Origin of the sequence: Pantoea sp. UYEF8 (assembly GCF_040546285.1) — a bacterium.
GTDB lineage: Bacteria > Pseudomonadota > Gammaproteobacteria > Enterobacterales > Enterobacteriaceae > Pantoea > Pantoea brenneri.
Genome location: NZ_JBEPNM010000004.1, coordinates 516,420 through 534,579, shown reverse-complemented (window position 1 = coordinate 534,579; position 18,160 = coordinate 516,420). Strand labels below are relative to the sequence as shown.

General features: G+C 58.3%; 17 protein-coding genes. 12 read left to right on the top strand and 5 right to left on the bottom strand.

Features of this window, described 5'->3' with window-relative positions; all coding sequences use genetic code 11:
* Positions 1-54 precede the first annotated feature (54 nt).
* Positions 55-1,338, bottom strand: a complete 1,284-nt coding sequence (gene fadL, locus ABIB18_RS11335) for a long-chain fatty acid transporter FadL (protein WP_279810000.1) — start codon at positions 1,336-1,338, stop codon at positions 55-57.
* A gap of 357 nt (positions 1,339-1,695) precedes the next feature.
* On the opposite strand from fadL, the gene ABIB18_RS11330 reads away from it, so the two are divergent.
* From ABIB18_RS11330 to sixA, 4 genes are all read left to right on the top strand, one after another.
* A complete protein-coding gene (locus ABIB18_RS11330) occupies positions 1,696-1,992 on the top strand; it encodes a YfcZ/YiiS family protein (RefSeq protein ID WP_082097556.1) in 297 nt (98 codons plus the stop codon).
* 162 nt (positions 1,993-2,154) lie between these two features.
* Positions 2,155-3,465 (top strand): acetyl-CoA C-acyltransferase FadI, encoded by a 1,311-nt coding sequence (fadI, locus tag ABIB18_RS11325; RefSeq protein ID WP_031375915.1) that lies wholly within the window; start codon positions 2,155-2,157, stop codon positions 3,463-3,465.
* Positions 3,465-5,561 (top strand): fatty acid oxidation complex subunit alpha FadJ, encoded by a 2,097-nt coding sequence (gene fadJ, locus ABIB18_RS11320; RefSeq protein WP_279856948.1) that lies wholly within the window; start codon positions 3,465-3,467, stop codon positions 5,559-5,561. The genes fadI and fadJ overlap by 1 nt, the downstream gene beginning before the upstream one ends.
* 224 nt (positions 5,562-5,785) lie before the next feature.
* Positions 5,786-6,268 (top strand): phosphohistidine phosphatase SixA, encoded by a 483-nt coding sequence (gene sixA / locus ABIB18_RS11315; RefSeq protein WP_031375917.1) that lies wholly within the window; start codon positions 5,786-5,788, stop codon positions 6,266-6,268.
* 31 nt (positions 6,269-6,299) lie between these two features.
* Here sixA and smrB read toward each other — a convergent pair whose 3' ends face one another.
* Entirely contained in the window at positions 6,300-6,848 is a 549-nt protein-coding gene (gene smrB, locus ABIB18_RS11310) for an endonuclease SmrB (protein ID WP_031375918.1), read from the bottom strand.
* Between the two features lie 160 nt (positions 6,849-7,008).
* Here smrB and prmB point away from each other — a divergent pair, with 160 nt between their 5' ends.
* Genes prmB through ABIB18_RS11280 form a run of 6 tightly spaced genes read left to right on the top strand, consistent with a single transcriptional unit; the run spans position 7,009 to position 11,592 of the window.
* Complete coding sequence (prmB, locus tag ABIB18_RS11305; RefSeq protein ID WP_031375919.1) at positions 7,009-7,941, top strand: 50S ribosomal protein L3 N(5)-glutamine methyltransferase; 933 nt, start codon at positions 7,009-7,011, stop codon at positions 7,939-7,941.
* Positions 7,942-7,986: 45 nt separating this feature from the next.
* Complete coding sequence (gene aroC, locus ABIB18_RS11300) at positions 7,987-9,072, top strand: chorismate synthase (protein WP_354474154.1); 1,086 nt, start codon at positions 7,987-7,989, stop codon at positions 9,070-9,072.
* Positions 9,073-9,076: 4 nt separating this feature from the next.
* Positions 9,077-9,901 carry a penicillin-insensitive murein endopeptidase gene (mepA, locus tag ABIB18_RS11295; RefSeq protein WP_069729005.1) on the top strand — a complete coding sequence of 275 codons (825 nt, stop codon included), beginning with the start codon at positions 9,077-9,079 and terminating at the stop codon, positions 9,899-9,901.
* Positions 9,902-9,909: 8 nt separating this feature from the next.
* The gene (locus ABIB18_RS11290; RefSeq protein ID WP_031375922.1) at positions 9,910-10,713 is read left to right on the top strand and encodes a sulfite exporter TauE/SafE family protein; all 804 of its coding nucleotides are present in this window, start codon (positions 9,910-9,912) and stop codon (positions 10,711-10,713) included.
* Positions 10,714-10,729: 16 nt separating this feature from the next.
* Positions 10,730-11,275: an elongation factor P hydroxylase gene (locus ABIB18_RS11285; RefSeq protein WP_031375923.1), complete on the top strand. Its 546-nt coding sequence runs from the start codon at positions 10,730-10,732 to the stop codon at positions 11,273-11,275.
* A 32-nt stretch (positions 11,276-11,307) separates the two neighbouring features.
* Positions 11,308-11,592, top strand: coding sequence for a YfcL family protein (locus ABIB18_RS11280; protein WP_010257960.1), 285 nt, complete (start codon positions 11,308-11,310; stop codon positions 11,590-11,592).
* Between the two features lie 33 nt (positions 11,593-11,625).
* Here the strand turns inward: ABIB18_RS11280 and mnmC are convergent, their stop codons facing one another.
* Positions 11,626-13,632: a bifunctional tRNA (5-methylaminomethyl-2-thiouridine)(34)-methyltransferase MnmC2/FAD-dependent 5-carboxymethylaminomethyl-2-thiouridine(34) oxidoreductase MnmC1 gene (gene mnmC, locus ABIB18_RS11275; protein WP_354474153.1), complete on the bottom strand. Its 2,007-nt coding sequence runs from the start codon at positions 13,630-13,632 to the stop codon at positions 11,626-11,628.
* A gap of 154 nt (positions 13,633-13,786) precedes the next feature.
* Between mnmC and fabB the strand changes: the two genes are divergently transcribed.
* Positions 13,787-15,007: a beta-ketoacyl-ACP synthase I gene (fabB, locus tag ABIB18_RS11270; protein WP_031377182.1), complete on the top strand. Its 1,221-nt coding sequence runs from the start codon at positions 13,787-13,789 to the stop codon at positions 15,005-15,007.
* A gap of 84 nt (positions 15,008-15,091) precedes the next feature.
* Here fabB and pdxR read toward each other — a convergent pair whose 3' ends face one another.
* Positions 15,092-16,513 (bottom strand): MocR-like pyridoxine biosynthesis transcription factor PdxR, encoded by a 1,422-nt coding sequence (gene pdxR / locus ABIB18_RS11265; RefSeq protein ID WP_031377183.1) that lies wholly within the window; start codon positions 16,511-16,513, stop codon positions 15,092-15,094.
* Between the two features lie 87 nt (positions 16,514-16,600).
* On the opposite strand from pdxR, the gene ABIB18_RS11260 reads away from it, so the two are divergent.
* Entirely contained in the window at positions 16,601-17,044 is a 444-nt protein-coding gene (locus ABIB18_RS11260) for a rhodanese-like domain-containing protein (RefSeq protein WP_069729002.1), read from the top strand.
* Position 17,045: 1 nt separating this feature from the next.
* Here the strand turns inward: ABIB18_RS11260 and flk are convergent, their stop codons facing one another.
* Positions 17,046-18,083: a flagella biosynthesis regulator Flk gene (gene flk / locus ABIB18_RS11255; RefSeq protein ID WP_354474152.1), complete on the bottom strand. Its 1,038-nt coding sequence runs from the start codon at positions 18,081-18,083 to the stop codon at positions 17,046-17,048.
* Positions 18,084-18,160 lie beyond the last annotated feature (77 nt).

Genomic DNA, 18,160 nt, shown 5'->3' with positions numbered 1-18,160 from the left:
TAGCAGCAAAAAGGGCGACTCCGGTGAGTCGCCCTTTTTATTGGCCTCTGCGCATCAGAACTTATAGTTAAAGTTCGCGCCATACAGCCAGGCCTTACCTTCGGAATTAAAGGTATACGGGCCTTCTTTGACCGTCACGTTCTGGCCGTGCATATAAGAGATGCCCACATCGACCGAAGCATTGTCGTCAAACGCGTAGGAGGTCCCGGCGCTTAACCACAGGCGATCCTGATCCGGGATGGAGATCGAACGCTTATCTGCCGGAACCGGGCTGTCATCAAAGGCGATACCGGTACGGAAGGTCCAGTTCTTGTCGTAGAAGTAGGTGGTCCCGAGCGCGATACGCCAGGCATCACGGTAACTTTCATCTTTATAGAACAGGGTCTGACCGTTGGAACCGGTCGCTTTCAGCTCCTGGAACTGGCTCCAGCTGGTATAAGCCATGCTGTAGTGAACCGCCCACTGCGGTGCCACTTTATGCCAGCCCGACACTTCCCACATTTCCGGCAGGTTGAGGGTCAGCGCGCCTGGAATGGTCGAGCCGTTGGTGCCAAAAGGGATGCCGGACTGCTGCGGATTATTAACCGCGTTCAGCGCAGAAGGGAGATTACTTTTGTAATCGCCATCAAAATCAACTTTGACTTCTGAGCGGTAGGTAAAGCCGAAACGGTTATTTTCATCTACTTCATACAGGATACCGGCGTTCCAGCCGTAGCCCCACTCATCACCTTTCAGATGGGCGACCTGGGTATCCGCCGGGATGCGTAACGCTGCGCCTGATTCACCGGCATAACGTTCGATTTTTGCTTTGGCGTAGACCGCATCAAATCCCACCCCGACGCTGAAATGTTCATTCAGTCGGTAAGCGGTGCTGAGGTTAAAATTGCCGGTCATCAGGTCGGTTTTACCGCCGTAGCCGCCAGCGGTGTAACCATTATTAAACTCTGTTGCTAAGCCGTAATTGGAGGTGGCAGACGCGCCAATCCACCATTGATCATTAATTGGCTGGACGTAATGAATATTCGGCACCCATTGGCTCGGGGCAATATTATTTGCATCCAGACTGCGGCCACTCTGGCTGCGTCCGCTGATATTTACATCCGGATCGATATACACCGCCCCGATGGAAAACGCCGGGCGATCCATTAACGCCATGGTTGCCGGGTTACGGCTGGCGGACGCGGCGGTATCGCCCATTGCGCCTTCGCCTGAATATGCGCGACCTAAACCAATCGAAGAAAACTCATTTAACTGAAACCCAGCTGCGTAAACATGTGAAGAGACAAGCGCCACTGCAGCCGCCACGGCTGACTTTGCAAACAGGTTTTTATGGTTCATGACCACAACCTCATGTGAATTATTATTTAACGTTATTACGTCGCGTAACAAGGGACGGCGGATTGTAGGGACTGATGTAAATCGCACATATCAGACCAGTGCGGAGAGTATAGGTCCGACCTGTGTGCATGTTGCAATATTGTTTTTAAAATATTTCAGGATTGATCGCTTAAAATTCGATCTGCGTAACAAAACTGACCCGACGCAGCACAGCATAACCAGTCCAGTTTGTTCTGGATCAAATTTTATTGTGATATTCGTCACTTAGCTACAGGTTGATGGCGCATCTTTAACCGAAGAGGTAAAATCTGGCGCATAAAATTGCTTATCCCACCAGACTATCGTCAGGAGAAAATGATGACTGATGCCATTAAAAAATGCAGTGCGACCGAAACGGCAGCCTGCTGTTGCGTCGATGTCGGCACGGTAATGGATAATACCGATTGCACTGCCAGCTGGTCGGAGTGGTTTGCACAGCGCGCTGATGCTGAAGCAAAACTGGCCAGTCTGACCGAACGTGCGCGTGAAGTTGAGTCTGACCCTTGCCTGATTGAGGCTCGCTTCAGCGATGTGGACCAGGGAGTACAGCTCGATATCGATTTCACCTTCTGCTGCCAGGCAGAAACCCTGATTTTCCAGCTCGGTTTACGCTAACCCGCCAGACGCCGCTTCCAGAGCGGCGTTTTTCATTTTCGTGTTTCCCTTCGCAATTTTTCCCTTTCGATATTGGCGACTCACCCGCTTGTGGTTAACACTGGGATCAGGTCAGACCTCTTTGGGCAATGATGCCACAGTCCCGATTCACAGGTGAGAACAATGAGCAAAGCGCAGCCGCTGCTGACGCGCGATGGCGAACGCATCGCGATTACCCACGGGTTACGTACCCCTTTTTTGCGCCAGGCGACCGGCTTCCATGGCATTCCGGCGGTAGAACTGGGACGGATGGTGGTCAGCGAATTAATGGCACGCAGCGAACTGCCGGTTGACGTGATTGAGCAGCTGGTGTTTGGTCAGGTAGTGCAGATGCCCGAAGCGCCGAATATTGCGCGCGAAATCGTACTCAGCAGCGGACTCAGCGTCCATACCGACGCGTACAGCGTCAGCCGCGCCTGCGCCACCAGTTTTCAGGCGGTGGCTAACGTCTGTGAAAGTTTACTGGCCGGGACCATCTCTGCCGGCATCGCCGGTGGTGCTGATTCGTCATCGGTGCTGCCGATTGGCGTCAGCAAAACCCTGGCGCGAGCCCTGGTTGATCTCAATAAAGCGCGCAGCCTGTCGCAAAAATTACAGATTCTGCGTCGTCTGCGCCCGCGTGATCTGCTACCGGTGCCGCCTGCGGTGGCCGAGTATTCAACCGGACTGCGAATGGGCGACACCGCCGAGCAGATGGCCAAAAGCCACGGTATCAGTCGTCAGGCACAGGATGCGCTGGCGCTGCGTTCTCACCAGCATGCCGCCAAAGCATGGCAATCGGGCGTGCTGCAACAGGAAGTGATGGCGGCGCTGGTGCCGCCCTGGAAAAAGCCAATCGATCAGGACAATAACGTGCGGATGGATGCCAAAGCTGAAGATTATGCCCGGCTGCGTCCGGCGTTTGATCGCCAGCACGGCAGCGTGACTGCCGCCAACAGTACGCCTCTGACGGACGGTGCGGCAGCAGTCATCCTGATGCGTGAAGGGCGCGCCCGTGAGTTGGGACTGCAACCGCTTGGCTATCTGCGCAGCTATGCCTTTACCGCGATTGGCGTACAGCAGGATATGCTGCTGGGCCCGGCCTACGCCTCGCCCGTGGCGCTGGACCGCGCTGGCATCACGCTGGCCGATCTGACGCTGATTGATATGCATGAAGCTTTCGCCGCTCAGACTCTGAGTAACCTGCAACTGTTCCGGGATGAGCGCTTTGCCCGCGAAGTGCTGAATCGTCCCCATGCGCTGGGTGAGGTGAATGAAGAGCGCTTTAACGTACTGGGGGGATCGATCGCCTATGGCCATCCTTTTGCCGCTACCGGTGCGCGAATGATCACCCAGACGCTGAACGAACTTCGGCGGCGCGGGGGAGGATTAGGACTGGTTACCGCCTGTGCGGCCGGTGGTCTGGGTGCGGCAATGGTTCTGGAGGCCGAATAATGGAGCAGAATGCTTTTCATTTACAGCTGCGGCTGGATCACGTCGGCGTCATAACCATTGACGTGCCGGGCGAGAAGATGAACACCCTTAAAGCGGAATTTGCTGGCCAGATCGCTGCCATTATTGCCGAGGCGCGGCGCGATCCTCAGCTGGCCGGTCTGGTACTGATTTCGGGCAAAGCTGACAACTTTATCGCCGGTGCCGACATCAGCATGATCGATCGCTGTCAGAGTGCCGCAGATGCTGAAGCGCTGGCGAAACAGGGACAGGAAGTGATGGCGATGCTTGCCGCCTTGCCTTTCCCGGTAGTGGCGGCGATTCACGGTGCCTGCCTCGGCGGCGGGCTTGAGCTGGCGCTGGCTTGCGATGCGCGCATCTGCTCGCTGGATGATAAAACCCGCCTTGGTTTGCCGGAAGTCCAGCTCGGCTTATTGCCCGGCTCAGGCGGCACGCAGCGGTTACCCCGCTTGATCGGCGTGCAGCAGGCGTTGCCGTTGATCCTGACCGGTAAAAGCCTGCGGGCGAAACAGGCCCGGAAACTCGGCATGGTTGATGATGCGGTGCCGCAGGCGATTTTGCTGGAGACCGCTATCGCACGGGTGAAAAAAGGCAAGGCCAGCGCCCGTACGCTGCCGCTGCGCGATCGCCTGCTACAGGGACCGGTTGCGCGTCAGGCGCTGTTTGCGCTGGCCAGTCGCCAGACCGCCGCCAAAACGCAGGGCAACTACCCGGCGGCAAAACGCATTATTGACGTGGTGCGCATTGGACTGGAGCAGGGCAGCCGTGCCGGACATGATGCTGAAGCCCGCGCCTTTGGTGAGCTGGCTATGACGCCAGAATCGGTTGCGTTACGCGGTCTGTTCTTCGCAACCACCGCGATGAAAAAAGAACGGGGTGGCGACGCGACGCCGCGCCCGGTCCACAACATCGGTATTCTGGGTGGCGGCCTGATGGGCGGCGGTATCGCCAGCGTCAGTGCCATCAACGCCGGGTTACCGGTGCGCATAAAGGATATCTCGCTGGAGGGGATAAACCATGCGCTGAAAACCAGCTGGGAGCTGCTGAGCAAAAAGGTTAAACGCCGTCAGATCACCCCGGCTCAGCGTCAGCAGCAGATGGCCCGTATCACCGGCGGCATTGATTATCAGGGCTTCGCCCGGCGTGATGTGGTGATTGAAGCGGTATTTGAAGATCTGGCGCTCAAGCAACAGATGGTGCGTGAGATTGAATCACACTGTCAGCCGCAGACGATATTTGCCTCTAACACCTCTTCCTTGCCGATTGAGGATATCGCTGCCGGGGCGCAGCGGCCGGAAAACGTTATCGGACTGCACTATTTCAGCCCGGTAGAGAAAATGCCGCTGGTGGAGGTCATTCCCCATCTGAATACCTCCAGCGAAACACTGGTAACGATCGTGGCACTGGCGCGCAGCCAGGGCAAAACGCCGATTGTGGTGGCGGATAAGCCCGGTTTTTACGTTAACCGGATTCTGGCACCCTATATAAATGAGGCGATGCGCTGTCTGCTGGAAGGTGAACCGATTGAGCATATCGATCGTGCGCTGGTGAAATTTGGTTTCCCGGTCGGTCCACTCCAGTTGCTGGATGAGGTCGGCATTGATGTCGGCAGCAAAATTTCCCCGATTCTGCAGCAGGCTTACGGCGAGCGTTTTGCCGCGCCTGCTGCGTTTGAGGCGGTACTGAATGATGGCCGCAAAGGGCGTAAAAACCGCAAAGGCTTCTATCGCTACGATCAGCCGCGCTGGCAGCGTAAAAAGCCGGATGCATCGCTTTATGCCCTACTGAAAATCACGCCGCAGGCGCGACAGAGTGAGGCGCAGATAGCCGAACGCTGCGTGATGATGATGCTGAACGAAGCGGCGCGCTGCCTGGATGAGCAGGTGATTCGCTGCGCTCGGGATGGCGATATCGGCGCGGTGTTCGGCATCGGTTTCCCGCCGTTTCTCGGTGGTCCGTTCCATTATATGGAACAATCGGGCGCGGCGGAGCAGGTCAATAGATTAACCCGGCTAATGCAGCAACATGGCGAACGTTTCGCGCCGTGTGAAGCGCTGATTAAGGCCGCCGCAGAATAGACGAAATTTTACATTTCTGGCTGAAATGGAATACCCACTCCGATTCAGCGGGTTAGAAAAGCGTCGCCAGAGTGTGCGCCGCAGCAGGAATCTGAGAAGTGCTTATTTAATAAACAACCGGTTGACTATACTGAAGCCATTAGGGTACAACACAGCGTTCATTCGCAGAGTGAAGAGTCAGGCGCGATGCGTCGGGCGATGTCGACAAACAACAGCGGTGCTTTATGCAAGTTTTTATCATGCGTCACGGCGATGCAGCTCTGGAAGCAGCAAGTGATTCAGTCAGGCCTTTAACGCTATGCGGCTGTGATGAATCACGCCAGATGGCGAACTGGCTTAACAGTCAGACGCCGGACATAGAATGTGTGCTGGTCAGTCCCTACCTGCGTGCGCAGCAAACGCTCGCCACGGTACGTGAGGCATTTCCTCTGCCTGAAGGCCAGGAAGTGTTACCTGAATTAACGCCGGGCGGCGACCCGGGGCTGGTGGGGTGCTATCTGCAAACCCTGGCAAATGAAGGGGTGAAATCCGCGCTGGTGATTTCACATTTACCGTTGGTGGGGTATTTAGTCTCTGAACTTTGCCCGCAGGAAGCGCCGCCAATGTTCGCCACTTCCGCTATCGCCTGCGTCGAGTTTGATCCGGCACAGAGTGAAGGCAAACTGTTGTGGCAGGTCAGTCCGCGCAAACTGGCAAAAGCGATTTAACGTCTGTGGGCCGAAACGTCGGCCCTTCCTCTCAGGGCAATTCAGGCGGTTGCCACTCCTCAATCTCAATCAGCACCAGCAGGGCGGCATCGCCGCCAAACATCTTCGGTGCCTGATGAAAAGCCATTACCCACGGATGCTGGGCCAGCCACAGCGGCGTTTGCTGCTTCAGAACATGTTTACCATGGCCGGTCATCACGCTGGCACAAAACAGATGCTCACGGCGGCAGGCGGCGATCAGCGCCCCCAGTTCCTGCTTGGCCTGCTGCTGGGTTAAGCCGTGCAGGTCGAGAAATATCTCTGGCGTATAGTCGCCGCGCCGCAGTTTTTTCAATTCAAAGTGGCTGACGTCAGCGCGCACATAACGCGTCGCCCCCTCGGTTGAGAGCAGCGGCTGAAACTCATCCGAGAAGTAATGGCTGTTATCCGCCTGCTCTGAAAGCAGACGTTTTACCGGCACCTCGCGGGTTTTCACCCGCGGCTTGTGCACAAAGGTATCCTGTTTTAGCTGGCGCGTTCCGGTCATTAACTGCCGAAACAGCGCTTTATCATCCTGGCTCAAGGGCGTTTTTTTACTCATGGCGGGCCGGTCATATCAGAAAAGGCTGTCAGACAGCAGATGGCGATACCTTACCGTTAAGTGTCATTAAATGTCAGCTTTTTCACCTTGCTGCGCTGAATTCTCCCCGGCTTCATGGCACACTATCGGCCGATTTAGCAAATGGCCTGCGGAGGGCTACGTGGACAAAATTTTCGTCGATGAGGCAGTGAACGAGCTGCACACCATTCAGGACATGCTGCGCTGGGCGGTCAGCCGCTTTTCCGCTGCCGGAATCTGGTACGGACATGGCACAGACAATCCGTGGGACGAAGCCGTTCAACTGGTCCTGCCGTCCCTCTGGCTGCCGCTGGATATTCCGGAAGAGATGCGCAACGCGCGCCTGACCGCCAGTGAGCGTCATCTGATCGTCGAGCGGGTTATTCGCCGCGTCAATGAGCGCATTCCGGTCGCCTATCTGACCCACAAAGCCTGGTTCTGCGGCCACGAATTTTATGTCGATGAGCGGGTACTGGTGCCGCGTTCACCGATTGGTGAACTGATCGAGAATCGCTTTGCCGGTCTGATCAGCGAGAAACCGCGCCACATTCTGGATATGTGCACCGGCAGCGGCTGTATCGCCATCGCCTGCGCCTATGCGTTCCCTGACGCTGAAGTTGACGCGGTCGACATCTCCAGCGATGCGCTGGCGGTTGCCGAGCAGAACATCGAAGAACATGGTCTGATGCAGCAGGTTACGCCGATCCGCGCCGATCTGTTCCGCGAGTTACCGGCGCTGAAATACGATCTGATCGTCACCAATCCGCCTTATGTCGATGCGGAAGATATGGACGATCTGCCGGGCGAATATCACCACGAGCCGGAACTGGGACTGGCGGCAGGCAGCGATGGCCTGAAGCTGGTGCGCCGCATCCTGGCCTGTGCGCCACAGTATCTGAGCGAGCAGGGCGTGCTGATTTGCGAAGTCGGCAACAGCATGGTGCACATGATGGAACAGTATCCCGATGTGCCGTTTACCTGGCTGGAGTTCGATAACGGCGGCGATGGCGTATTTATGCTGACCCGTCAGCAGATCGTCGACGCACAGCATCATTTCTCTTTTTACAAAGACTAAAAGTGGGGCGAAGCATCGCCCGCCGAACCGTAACAAGGAACCACAATGGCCGGAAACAGCATCGGACAATTTTTTCGAGTAACCACCTTTGGCGAGTCCCACGGTCTTGCGCTGGGCTGCATTGTTGATGGTGTGCCGCCGGGCATTCCGCTAACCGAAGCAGATATTCAGCACGATCTCGATCGTCGTCGGCCAGGAACGTCGCGCTATACCACTCAGCGCCGCGAGCCGGATCAGGTGAAAATTTTGTCCGGTGTGTTTGAGGGCGTGACCACCGGTACCTCCATTGGCCTGCTGATTGAGAATACCGATCAGCGTTCCCAGGATTACGGTGCCATCAAAGATCTGTTCCGTCCGGGCCACGCCGATTACACCTACGAACAAAAGTATGGTCAGCGTGACTATCGGGGCGGCGGCCGCTCGTCGGCGCGCGAAACCGCGATGCGCGTTGCTGCCGGTGCGATTGCCAAAAAGTATCTGCAGATGAAGCACGGCGTGGTGGTGCGCGGCTATCTGGCGCAGATCGGCGATATCGCCTGTGAGCTGAAACAGTGGGAGATCGTCGAACAAAATCCGTTCTTCTGCCCGGATGCAGACAAGCTGGACGCGCTGGACGAACTGATGCGCAGCCTGAAAAAAGAGGGTGACTCGATTGGTGCCAAAGTGACGGTAATGGCGGAAAACGTGCCGCCGGGTCTGGGCGAGCCGGTGTTCGACCGTCTGGACGCCGACCTGGCCCACGCGCTGATGAGCATCAACGCGGTGAAAGGCGTCGAAATTGGCGATGGCTTTGCGGTGGTTAATCAGCGTGGCAGCCAGCATCGTGACGAAATTCGCCGTACCGGCTTTCAGAGCAACCACGCGGGCGGCATCCTCGGCGGCATCAGCAGCGGTCAGACCATCAGCGCCAATATCGCGATGAAGCCGACCTCCAGCATCACCGTGCCGGGCAAAACTATCACCCGCGACGGCGAAGAAGTAGAGATGATCACCAAAGGTCGTCACGATCCCTGCGTCGGGATCCGCGCCGTGCCGATCGCCGAAGCGATGATGGCGATCGTCCTGATGGATCATCTGCTGCGCCAGCGGGCGCAGAATGGGGACGTTAACAGCCCCGTGCCGCGCTGGTGATCGCATGAAAGCGCTTCTGCTTACGCTTAGCACGCTGTTGTTCAGCGCTCCGATGCTGGCGGCCACGCCATGGCAACAAATCCAGCAGCCGATCAGCGGTACCCCGCAGTCGGTCGGCGGCTTTGCAAACGGTTGTATCATTGGTGCCCAGGCGCTGCCGCTGAATTCACCTCATTATCAGGTGATGCGTCAGGACCAGCGGCGCTACTTCGGCCATCCCGATCTGATCCAGTTCATTCAGCGTCTCAGCACCCAGGTGCATAATCTGCAGCTGGGTAACCTGCTGATTGGCGACATGGGCATGGCAGCAGGTGGGCGCTTCAGTAGCGGCCACGCCAGTCACCAGACCGGACTGGATGTGGATATCTGGCTGCAACTGCCGAAAACCCGCTGGAGTGCGCAGCAGCTGCTGAAGCCGCAGCCGCTGGATCTGGTGGGGCCGGGCGATAAAAACGTCATTGCCCGTCACTGGCAGCCGGAGATCGACAGTCTGATTAAGCTGGCGGCGAAAGACGATGACGTCACGCGCATCTTCGTCAATCCGGCGATCAAGAAACAGCTGTGTGCCGATGCTGGCGCGGATCGAGACTGGCTGCGTAAAGTGCGCCCGTGGTTTGCCCATCGCGCCCATATGCATGTGCGGTTGCGCTGTCCGGCCGGCAGCATCGGCTGTGAAGATCAGCCTGCGCCGCCGGCGGGTGATGGCTGTGGCGCAGAGTTGCAGAGCTGGTTCCTGCCGAAAAAACCGGGTAGCGGTGCGCCTGTGAAACGCGAACCTCCACCGTTGCCGCCTGCCTGTCAGGCGCTGCTGGATAAACATTTACTGTAAGGGATCACATGGATTGGTTCGTGATCAGCCCGTTGCTGGTCGGGCTGCTGTTCTTTGTCGCCATGCTGGCCGGTTTTATTGACTCCATTGCCGGCGGCGGCGGTCTGTTGACCGTGCCGTCGCTGCTGGCCGCCGGGCTTTCCCCGGCGCAGGCGCTGGCGACCAACAAGCTACAGTCGGTGGGCGGGTCATTCTCAGCCAGCCTCTACTTTATCCGGCGCGGTGCGGTGAAGCTGAATGAGCAGTGGCTGAATATCGCCATGACTTTTCTCGGTTCGGTGTTGGGGGCGGTGCTGATTCAGCGTCTGCAGGCGGACATTCTGCGCCAGATGTTGCCGCTGTTTCTGATTGCTATCGGTTTGTGGTTTCTGCTGATGCCGCGGATTGGTGAAGAAGATCGCGCCCGTCGCCTGCACGGCATCGCTTATGCGCTGGTGGGCGGCGGTTGCATCGGTTTCTACGATGGCTTTTTCGGACCCGGCGCCGGCTCTTTTTATGCACTGGCGTTTGTCACCCTCTGTGGCTACAACCTCGCTAAAGCGACGGCGCATGCCAAGATCCTTAACTTCACCTCCAACTTCGGTAGCCTGCTGTTCTTTATGTTTGGCGGCAAAGTGGTGTGGGGAACCGGTCTGATCATGATGCTGGGCGCGTTCTGCGGGGCGCGACTGGGCGCACGCCTGGTGCTGACCCGCGGGCAAAAGCTGATCCGTCCGATGGTGGTGATCGTCTCCGCCGTCATGAGCGTTAAATTGCTGTGGGACAGCCACGGCAGCGCCGTTCTGGCGTGGTTCGCCACGCTGCACCCGTAACTATTACGTGATAACAATGAGCACAACACACGATTACACTCAGCTGATTACGCTGTTTGATCGCTGCTTTAGCGATGAATTTCAGACCCGTCTAATTAAAGGCGACGACGAACCGATCTATCTTCCGGCAGATGCAGAGTCGCCGTGGAACCGCGTGGTGTTTGCCCACGGTTTTTATGCCAGCGCCCTGCATGAAATATCTCACTGGTGCATCGCCGGTGAAGCGCGCCGCAAACAGGTCGATTTTGGCTACTGGTACTGCCCGGATGGCCGCGATGCGCTCACCCAGAGTCAGTTTGAAGCCGTTGAAGTGAAGCCGCAGGCGCTTGAATGGATGTTTTGTGTTGCAGCAGGCTTTCCCTTCAACGTCAGTTGTGACAATCTCGACGGGGATTGTGAGCCGGATCGCATTGCGTTCCAGCGTAAGGTACATGCTCAGGTCATGAGCTATCTGACGTCGGGCATTCCCGCTCGTCCCGCGCGTTTTATTGCCGCCCTGGCGGAATTTTATGGCAGGCCTTCATTAAGCGCATCGCAGTTTCCCTGGCCGGACGATCTGTGATGCAGCAAGGCATTATCAAAAGAGGAATTGAGATGATCGCAGAATTTGAAGCGCGTATTCTGGCCCTGATTGACGACATGGTTGAGCATGCCAGTGACGATGAGCTGTTTGCCAGCGGTTATCTGCGTGGACACCTCACGCTGGCGGTCGCTGAAGTCGAACAACTGGGCGAACATACGCCGGAAGCATTGCAGATTCAGGTTACCCGTAGTCTGCAAAATGCCATTGCCGCCGGTGAGTTGTCGCCGCGTGATCAGGCCTTAGTGGTCGGAATGTGGGACAACCTGTTTGTCCAGGCTCGTCAACTCTCCGCATAACGGTACAGGGCGGCATGCCGCCCGCAACCCCGCTTAAACCGGTTTACCCTTCAGCAATTTTCGGACCCAGTAACGATTCGGATTCAGCGCAGCCAGCGTGGCGGCATCTGCCGGTTGCGGTTCGCCGGTCAACTGTGCCGCCAGCACTTCAGCCGCCAGCGGTGCGCTGCATAATCCGCGTGAACCGAGCGCACCAAACAGATACAGACCGTTAAAGCCAGGAGCATCAGCGATCGCGCTGCCCGCCGCCTGCTGTGCCGGTAAATCGGCGTAGCGCGCCAGCGTGGCGGCATAATCCGGCACGCTGCCGATCATCGGCAGATGATCGCGGGTCGCACAGCGCACCCCAACACGCGCCTCATCCGCACTGATGTCTACCGTGTCGGTCCAGCGACTGTCGGGCAGGCACTGTTGCAGACGGCTGCGGTTCTCTTGCTGATCCTGCTGCCGATACGCGGTGGCGGTTTCGCCACGATGATAGCTGGCACCGATGCAGTGCGTAGCGAACTGCGGACTGACCGGCGTCAGGTAGCCGTCGTAGCAGAGCACGGTCTGCAGCGCATTCAGTTCCGGCGTCGACGGAACGTGACTCACCTGGCCTGCCACCGGATAGATCGGCAGAGGCGCACTCTGGGTAAACTCGCTGATGGCGTGACCATTCGCCAGTACCACCGTCGGATGGCGCACCGCCGGACGATCGCTGAACGACAGCGTCCACTGTTCACCGTCATGCGCCAGCCCGGTTACGCGGTGCAGCCAGTGGATCCGCAAGCCCTGCGTCTCGCCATGGGCCAGCATCGCCGAGGTCAGTTCGGCCGGTGACAGCCAGCCACCCTGCGGATAGAAAATCCCGCCGCAGCCGAGCGTCACCCCCGCCAGCGCTTCTGCCTGGCCAGCATCAACAGCACAGGCAATGTCGTCAGGTAACCCCATAGCCAGCATCTGTTCAATTTTTTTGCTGCTTTTCTGGTCCCAGCCGAGTTGCAACACGCCGCTCCAGTGATGTTCGTAAGGCAGCGGCAGCCGATCGTAGAGGCGGCGGGCAAAGCTGAACGCCGCCGGAAAAAAGGTGGCGATGGCCGGATCGTGCTGATTAAGCAGCGGATAGAGCGCGCCCTGACGGTTGCCGGACGCGCCCAGCGCCGGTGCCTCATCGGCGCAGTAGAGCGTCACGCGCCAGCCGCGCCGCAGCAGCGCCAGCGCTAAACTGGCGCTGGCCACGCCGCCGCCAATCAGCGCCGCTTCCCGCGACGAACTGGCGGGTCGGGCATACCACGGCTGCGTCGCAGGCAGCGGCGGTGCTGATTGCAGGCTGCCGCACAGCATCTCGCGTTTAGGGCCGAAACCTTTCCGGCGGGTGACGCTGAAACCCGCCTGCTGCAATCCACGCCGCACGAAGCCGGCAGCCGTAAAAGTGGCAAACGTCGCCTGCGGCCGTGCCAGCGTCGCCATCATACTGAACAGCTGTGGCGTCCACATATCGGGATTTTTCGACGGCGCAAAGCCATCGAGGAACCAGGCATCCACCTGACGATGCAGGCTGTCATCCAGCGTACTCATCAGCTGATTAATATCACCCAGCCACAGATCGAGCGTGATGCGGCCGCCATCAAACAGCAGACGCTGGCAGCCGGGCAGGGCAGCGGGCCACTGCGCCTGCAGTTCGTCAGCCCACGGGGCCAGTTCGGGCCAGTGCTGATGCGCGGCGGTTAAGTCGGCGCGCGTTAACGGAAACTTCTCAAAGCTGATGAAATGCAGACGTTTTAAAATCGCGTCCGGCTGCTGGCGCTGAAACGCATCAAAAGCCTGCCACAGCGTGAGAAAATTGAGACCGGTGCCGAAACCGCTTTCGGCCACAATCAGCACATCACGCGGATGCTGAGCGAAGCGCTGCGGCAACTGATTGCCCCCGAGGAAGACATAGCGGGTCTCTTCCAGACCGTTATCGTTGGAGAAATAGACGTCACCAAACGCTCGGGAAACAGGTGTACCCTGTTCATTCCAGTTCAGCTGTGCATGTTCGACCGGGGTTAATTTCACGCTAAAGGCTCATTTTTCAGGCAGTGACGCGATTTTAGCGACCAGCGTGACATGACGCAAATTTACAAAAGGAAATGGCTGATCGGACTTGTTCGGCGTACAAGTGTACGCTAGAGTGCTGGTCAATTAAGAAGAAGTGGATGAGGATTATTGAATGAAACGTGCTGTGATTACTGGCTTAGGGATCGTTTCCAGTATTGGTAATAACCAGCAAGAGGTGCTGGCATCTCTGCGTGAAGGCCGCTCTGGCATCACCTTTTCTGAAGAGATGAAAGATTCCGGCATGCGTAGTCACGTCTGGGGTAACGTAAAATTAGATACCACCGGCCTCATCGATCGCAAAGTCGTGCGTTTCATGAGTGATGCGTCCATCTATGCCTATCTTTCCATGGAAGAAGCGATTAAAGATTCTGGCCTGAGCGTGGAAGCGTATCAGAACAACCCACGTGTGGGTCTGATTGCCGGTTCAGGCGGCGGTTCACCGCGTTTCCAGGTGTTTGGTGCTGATGCAATGCGCAGCCCACGCGGCCTGAAAGCGGTTGGCCCGTATGTGGTCACCAAAGCGATGGCGTCTGGCGTTTCAGCCTGTCTCGCCACGCCGTTTAAAATTCACGGCGTAAACTACTCAATCAGCTCAGCCTGTGCCACCTCGGCACACTGTATCGGTAACGCAGTTGAGCAGATCCAGCTGGGCAAACAGGACATCGTCTTTGCCGGCGGCGGCGAAGAGCTGTGCTGGGAAATGGCCTGTGAGTTCGACGCAATGGGCGCGCTCTCTACCCGTTACAACGACACGCCAGAAAAAGCGTCACGTACCTACGATAACGAGCGCGACGGCTTCGTGATCGCCGGTGGCGGTGGCATGGTGGTGGTTGAAGAGCTGGAACATGCGCTGGCTCGCGGTGCGCACATCTATGCTGAAATCGTCGGCTACGGTGCAACTTCAGACGGCGCAGATATGGTGGCACCGTCAGGTGAAGGCGCAGTTCGCTGCATGAAGATGGCGATGAACGGCGTAGATACCCCAATCGACTACCTCAACAGCCACGGCACCTCAACGCCGGTTGGTGATGTGAAAGAGCTGGGTGCGATTCGTGAAGTGTTTGGCGACAACACGCCGTACATCTCAGCAACCAAAGCCATGACCGGTCACTCACTGGGTGCGGCAGGCGTGCAGGAAGCGATTTACTCGCTGTTGATGCTGGAGCATGGCTTTATTGCCCCAAGCATCAACATCAACTCGCTGGATGCGGCGGCTGAAGGCATGAATATCGTGACTCAGCCAATGGAAAAAGAGTTGACCACCGTGATGTCCAACAGCTTCGGCTTTGGCGGCACCAACGCAACCCTGACCATGCGTAAATACCAGGCGTAATGCGCTGACAGATCCCAGAAGGACCGGCTTGCCGGTCCTTTTTTTTGCCGCTTATCCGCGCTTTTCTTTGCCCCTCCTTCCTTGTCAGCCTTGCCCCGCCAGCAGCCAGTGTAGTTTGTCGCAACCCGCCACGATCTCATCCGGCGTCAGTGCCGCATAGCCCAGCAGCCAGCCTTGCTGACGCGCCGGCCCGGCATACAGTGGACTAAGACGCGGCAACAACAGGCCGATCTGCGCGGCCCGGGCGGTTAACTGCGCCTCATCCTGCGCCAGCTTCACCGTTAACTGTAATCCGCCGCCGCTGTCGAACGGGGTGATCCACGGCGTCAGCCGCTGGTTAATCTGCTCGATCAGCAACTCGCGCCGACTGCGATAGAGCTGTCGCATCAGCCGAAGATGACTGGCGAAATGGCCCTGTTGCAGGAAGGCGGCGGTAATGGCCTGCGGCAGCAGGGCGCTGTGACCATCCAGTACGCTGCGTGCCTGGCCCAGCGGTGCCACCAGCGCCGGCGGAACCACCATCCACGCCAGTCGCAGCGAGGGAAACAGCGATTTAGAGAAGGTGCCGAGGGTAATCACCCGCTGATGACGGTCCAGCCCCTGCAGGGCAGGGATCGGGCGTTGGTGATAGTGAAATTCACTGTCGTAGTCATCTTCAATCAGCCAGCTGCGATTGCGCTCTGCCCACGCCAGCCAGGCCAGCCGTCGTGGCAGGCTCAGCGTAACGCCGGTCGGATAGTGATGGGAAGGGGTCAGATACATCAGCTTCGGGCTGCCATCGATCGGTACCGCACCCTGGTCATCCAGCCCGATAGCGCGCAGCCGAGCGCCCGCCGCCAGAAAAGCGTTGCGCGCGCCAGGGTAGCCCGGCTCCTCCAGCCAGACCTCATCGCCCGCATCCAGCAGCATCAGCGCCAGCAGCTGTAATGCCTGCTGGGAACTGGTGAGGATCATCACCTGCTCAGGCTGGCAATGTACGCCGCGTGACAGCGCCAGATAGTCAGCCAGGGCGCGGCGCAGTGGCAGATAGCCGCAGGGATCGCCATATCCCATCGCGGCGCTCCCCAGTGAACGCTGCACGGTACTGCTCAGACGTCGCCAGGTCTCATGAGGAAAAGCGCGTAACTCCGGCGAACCGGCAGCAAACGCATGGGGAAAAGGGGGATCCTGGCAGCCGCCGGTTGCCAGCACCTGCTGACCGCGCGCCGAAAAAGGCGCAGGCTGATGAACCGCAGGCGGCACTGACGGCTCGGGCATGGTAATCGACACAAAGCTGCCACGCCCGGTTTCACGCCGCAGGTAGCCTTCACTCTCCAGTTGCGCGTAGGCCGCCTCCACCGTGACGCGGGACAGCTTGAGATCCTCGGCCAACTGGCGGGTGGAGGGCAACTGTTGTCCGGCGCGCAGATGGTGGCGGCTAATCGCCAGCCGCAGCGTGGTACACAGCCGCTCGCGCAGGCCGCCGGTGGCCTGATGCTGAAAAAGTTGCAGCAGCGGTGAGCGCATAAGGGTCTTATCCGGTAAGCAAAATGGGTCTCAGAGAGCAGTCCACTTTGCCGTAAACTGCCGGCATACCACAACAGGAGAATCACTATGTCATCGGTGTTACGTGTTCCGGCGGCCAGCCCGCAGCAAAGTCTCGACTACTTACAGGCTAAACTCGCTTACTATACCGATGCCTGGGATCTGGCAGAAGATCTGGCGCAACGCCAGCCGGCGATCGTGGTGATCGACGCGCGTTCATCCGGAGTCTATCGCGCCGGCCATATCTGCGGTGCGATCAATTTTCCCCATCGCGATATGGACGCGGCCAGCACTGCCCGGCTTGATCGCAGTAAAGTCTATGTCACCTATTGTGACGGGATTGGCTGTAACGGATCGACCAAAGCGGCGTGGAAGCTCGCTTCGCTGGGCTTTCAGGTAAAGGAACTGATTGGCGGGCTGGATTTCTGGAAACGTGACGGTCATCCGCTGACCTGGGGAGATGCGCCGGGCGAGTGGCCAGTCGCCGCGCCCGACGTCGCCTGCGGCTGTTAACTCACAGTACCAGCCACAGTAAAAACAGCACCACCAGCACCACAAATGCGCCCAGCATTGGCCGTTTTGCCAGCGGCTGCAGCGTCGGAGGCAGTGAGACGACAAACGGCGACCAGATAGGTTGCGGTTTGATCTCGCTGGCGGCCAGCGGCTGTTCGTGCATCTTCTCGGCGCGACGGCTGAACAGGAAATTCAGCAGATCCTGAGTCTGGGTGGCGGTGAGCACCGTCTGCGGCGTCGCCTGGAAACGCTGCTGGCTGTAATCCTCCAGCAAACGCTGTTCGTGCTGATCGAGCGGCTGTTTCAGCGAGACTTCCAGCAGTTGCAGCGTCGGTGCGCTGTGCTGACTTAAGGTCTGGCGCACCTGCAGATACTGCGTCAGCAGCGGGAAGTGGCGCGACGGGATCGGATCGCCGCTGGTCAGGTTGACCAGCTTTAACGCCGCGGCCCACAGTTTTCCGCTTGATTCACCGGTGGCAGCCGCGAGGCGCACCACCTGCTGATTCAGGGTCTGATGCTCAGCCGGCAGCAGGCTACGATCGCTGACGCGGGTCTGCTGCGGCTGCGGTATCGCCATCTGACCGTTCTGCAGCATGGTCAGTACCTGACGCAGCTGGTCCTGGCTCAGCGCGCTCAATACCGTCTGGCCAAATTGCTGACGAATGAAATCGCTGACCGCCTGGCGATTATTGCCTTTCGGCAGCAGGTCGGTCAGCTGCGTCATCAGCTGACGCGTCGCATGACCGGTCTGCGCCTGCGTCAGGCGGGCATTCAGATACTGCTCCGCCGCCGGAAAATGGCGTGACTGTAATTCCGCTTCGCTCTTCACGCCCACTTCATGGCGCACACCGGCCCACAGCTCAGGCGCTTTCAAATTACTGAGCGAGAGAATACGCACGATCAGACGTTCTAAGGTAGTGCGCTGGGCAGGAGAGAGGGGCTGTTCACCGGCCACCGAACCGGGACGCGTTGCGCCGGTTTGCGGATTGACAGATGAACGATCGCCGACCGGCACACCGGGGCCGCTGAGAGGTTGCATGGCGGATTCCTTGGGAAAACAGAACAGCGTGGGGTGCGCCGGAAAATGAATGCGCCATGATAGCAAAAGCCCCCGGG

Coding starts and splice junctions, on each gene's coding strand:
- fadL (WP_279810000.1), bottom strand. CDS start 1,338: ATGAACCATAAAAACCTGTTTGCAAAGTCAGCCGTGGCGGCTGCAGTG.
- ABIB18_RS11330 (WP_082097556.1), top strand. CDS start 1,696: ATGACTGATGCCATTAAAAAATGCAGTGCGACCGAAACGGCAGCCTGC.
- fadI (WP_031375915.1), top strand. CDS start 2,155: ATGAGCAAAGCGCAGCCGCTGCTGACGCGCGATGGCGAACGCATCGCG.
- fadJ (WP_279856948.1), top strand. CDS start 3,465: ATGGAGCAGAATGCTTTTCATTTACAGCTGCGGCTGGATCACGTCGGC.
- sixA (WP_031375917.1), top strand. CDS start 5,786: ATGCAAGTTTTTATCATGCGTCACGGCGATGCAGCTCTGGAAGCAGCA.
- smrB (WP_031375918.1), bottom strand. CDS start 6,848: ATGAGTAAAAAAACGCCCTTGAGCCAGGATGATAAAGCGCTGTTTCGG.
- aroC (WP_354474154.1), top strand. CDS start 7,987: ATGGCCGGAAACAGCATCGGACAATTTTTTCGAGTAACCACCTTTGGC.
- mepA (WP_069729005.1), top strand. CDS start 9,077: ATGAAAGCGCTTCTGCTTACGCTTAGCACGCTGTTGTTCAGCGCTCCG.
- ABIB18_RS11290 (WP_031375922.1), top strand. CDS start 9,910: ATGGATTGGTTCGTGATCAGCCCGTTGCTGGTCGGGCTGCTGTTCTTT.
- ABIB18_RS11285 (WP_031375923.1), top strand. CDS start 10,730: ATGAGCACAACACACGATTACACTCAGCTGATTACGCTGTTTGATCGC.
- ABIB18_RS11280 (WP_010257960.1), top strand. CDS start 11,308: ATGATCGCAGAATTTGAAGCGCGTATTCTGGCCCTGATTGACGACATG.
- fabB (WP_031377182.1), top strand. CDS start 13,787: ATGAAACGTGCTGTGATTACTGGCTTAGGGATCGTTTCCAGTATTGGT.
- pdxR (WP_031377183.1), bottom strand. CDS start 16,513: ATGCGCTCACCGCTGCTGCAACTTTTTCAGCATCAGGCCACCGGCGGC.
- ABIB18_RS11260 (WP_069729002.1), top strand. CDS start 16,601: ATGTCATCGGTGTTACGTGTTCCGGCGGCCAGCCCGCAGCAAAGTCTC.
- flk (WP_354474152.1), bottom strand. CDS start 18,083: ATGCAACCTCTCAGCGGCCCCGGTGTGCCGGTCGGCGATCGTTCATCT.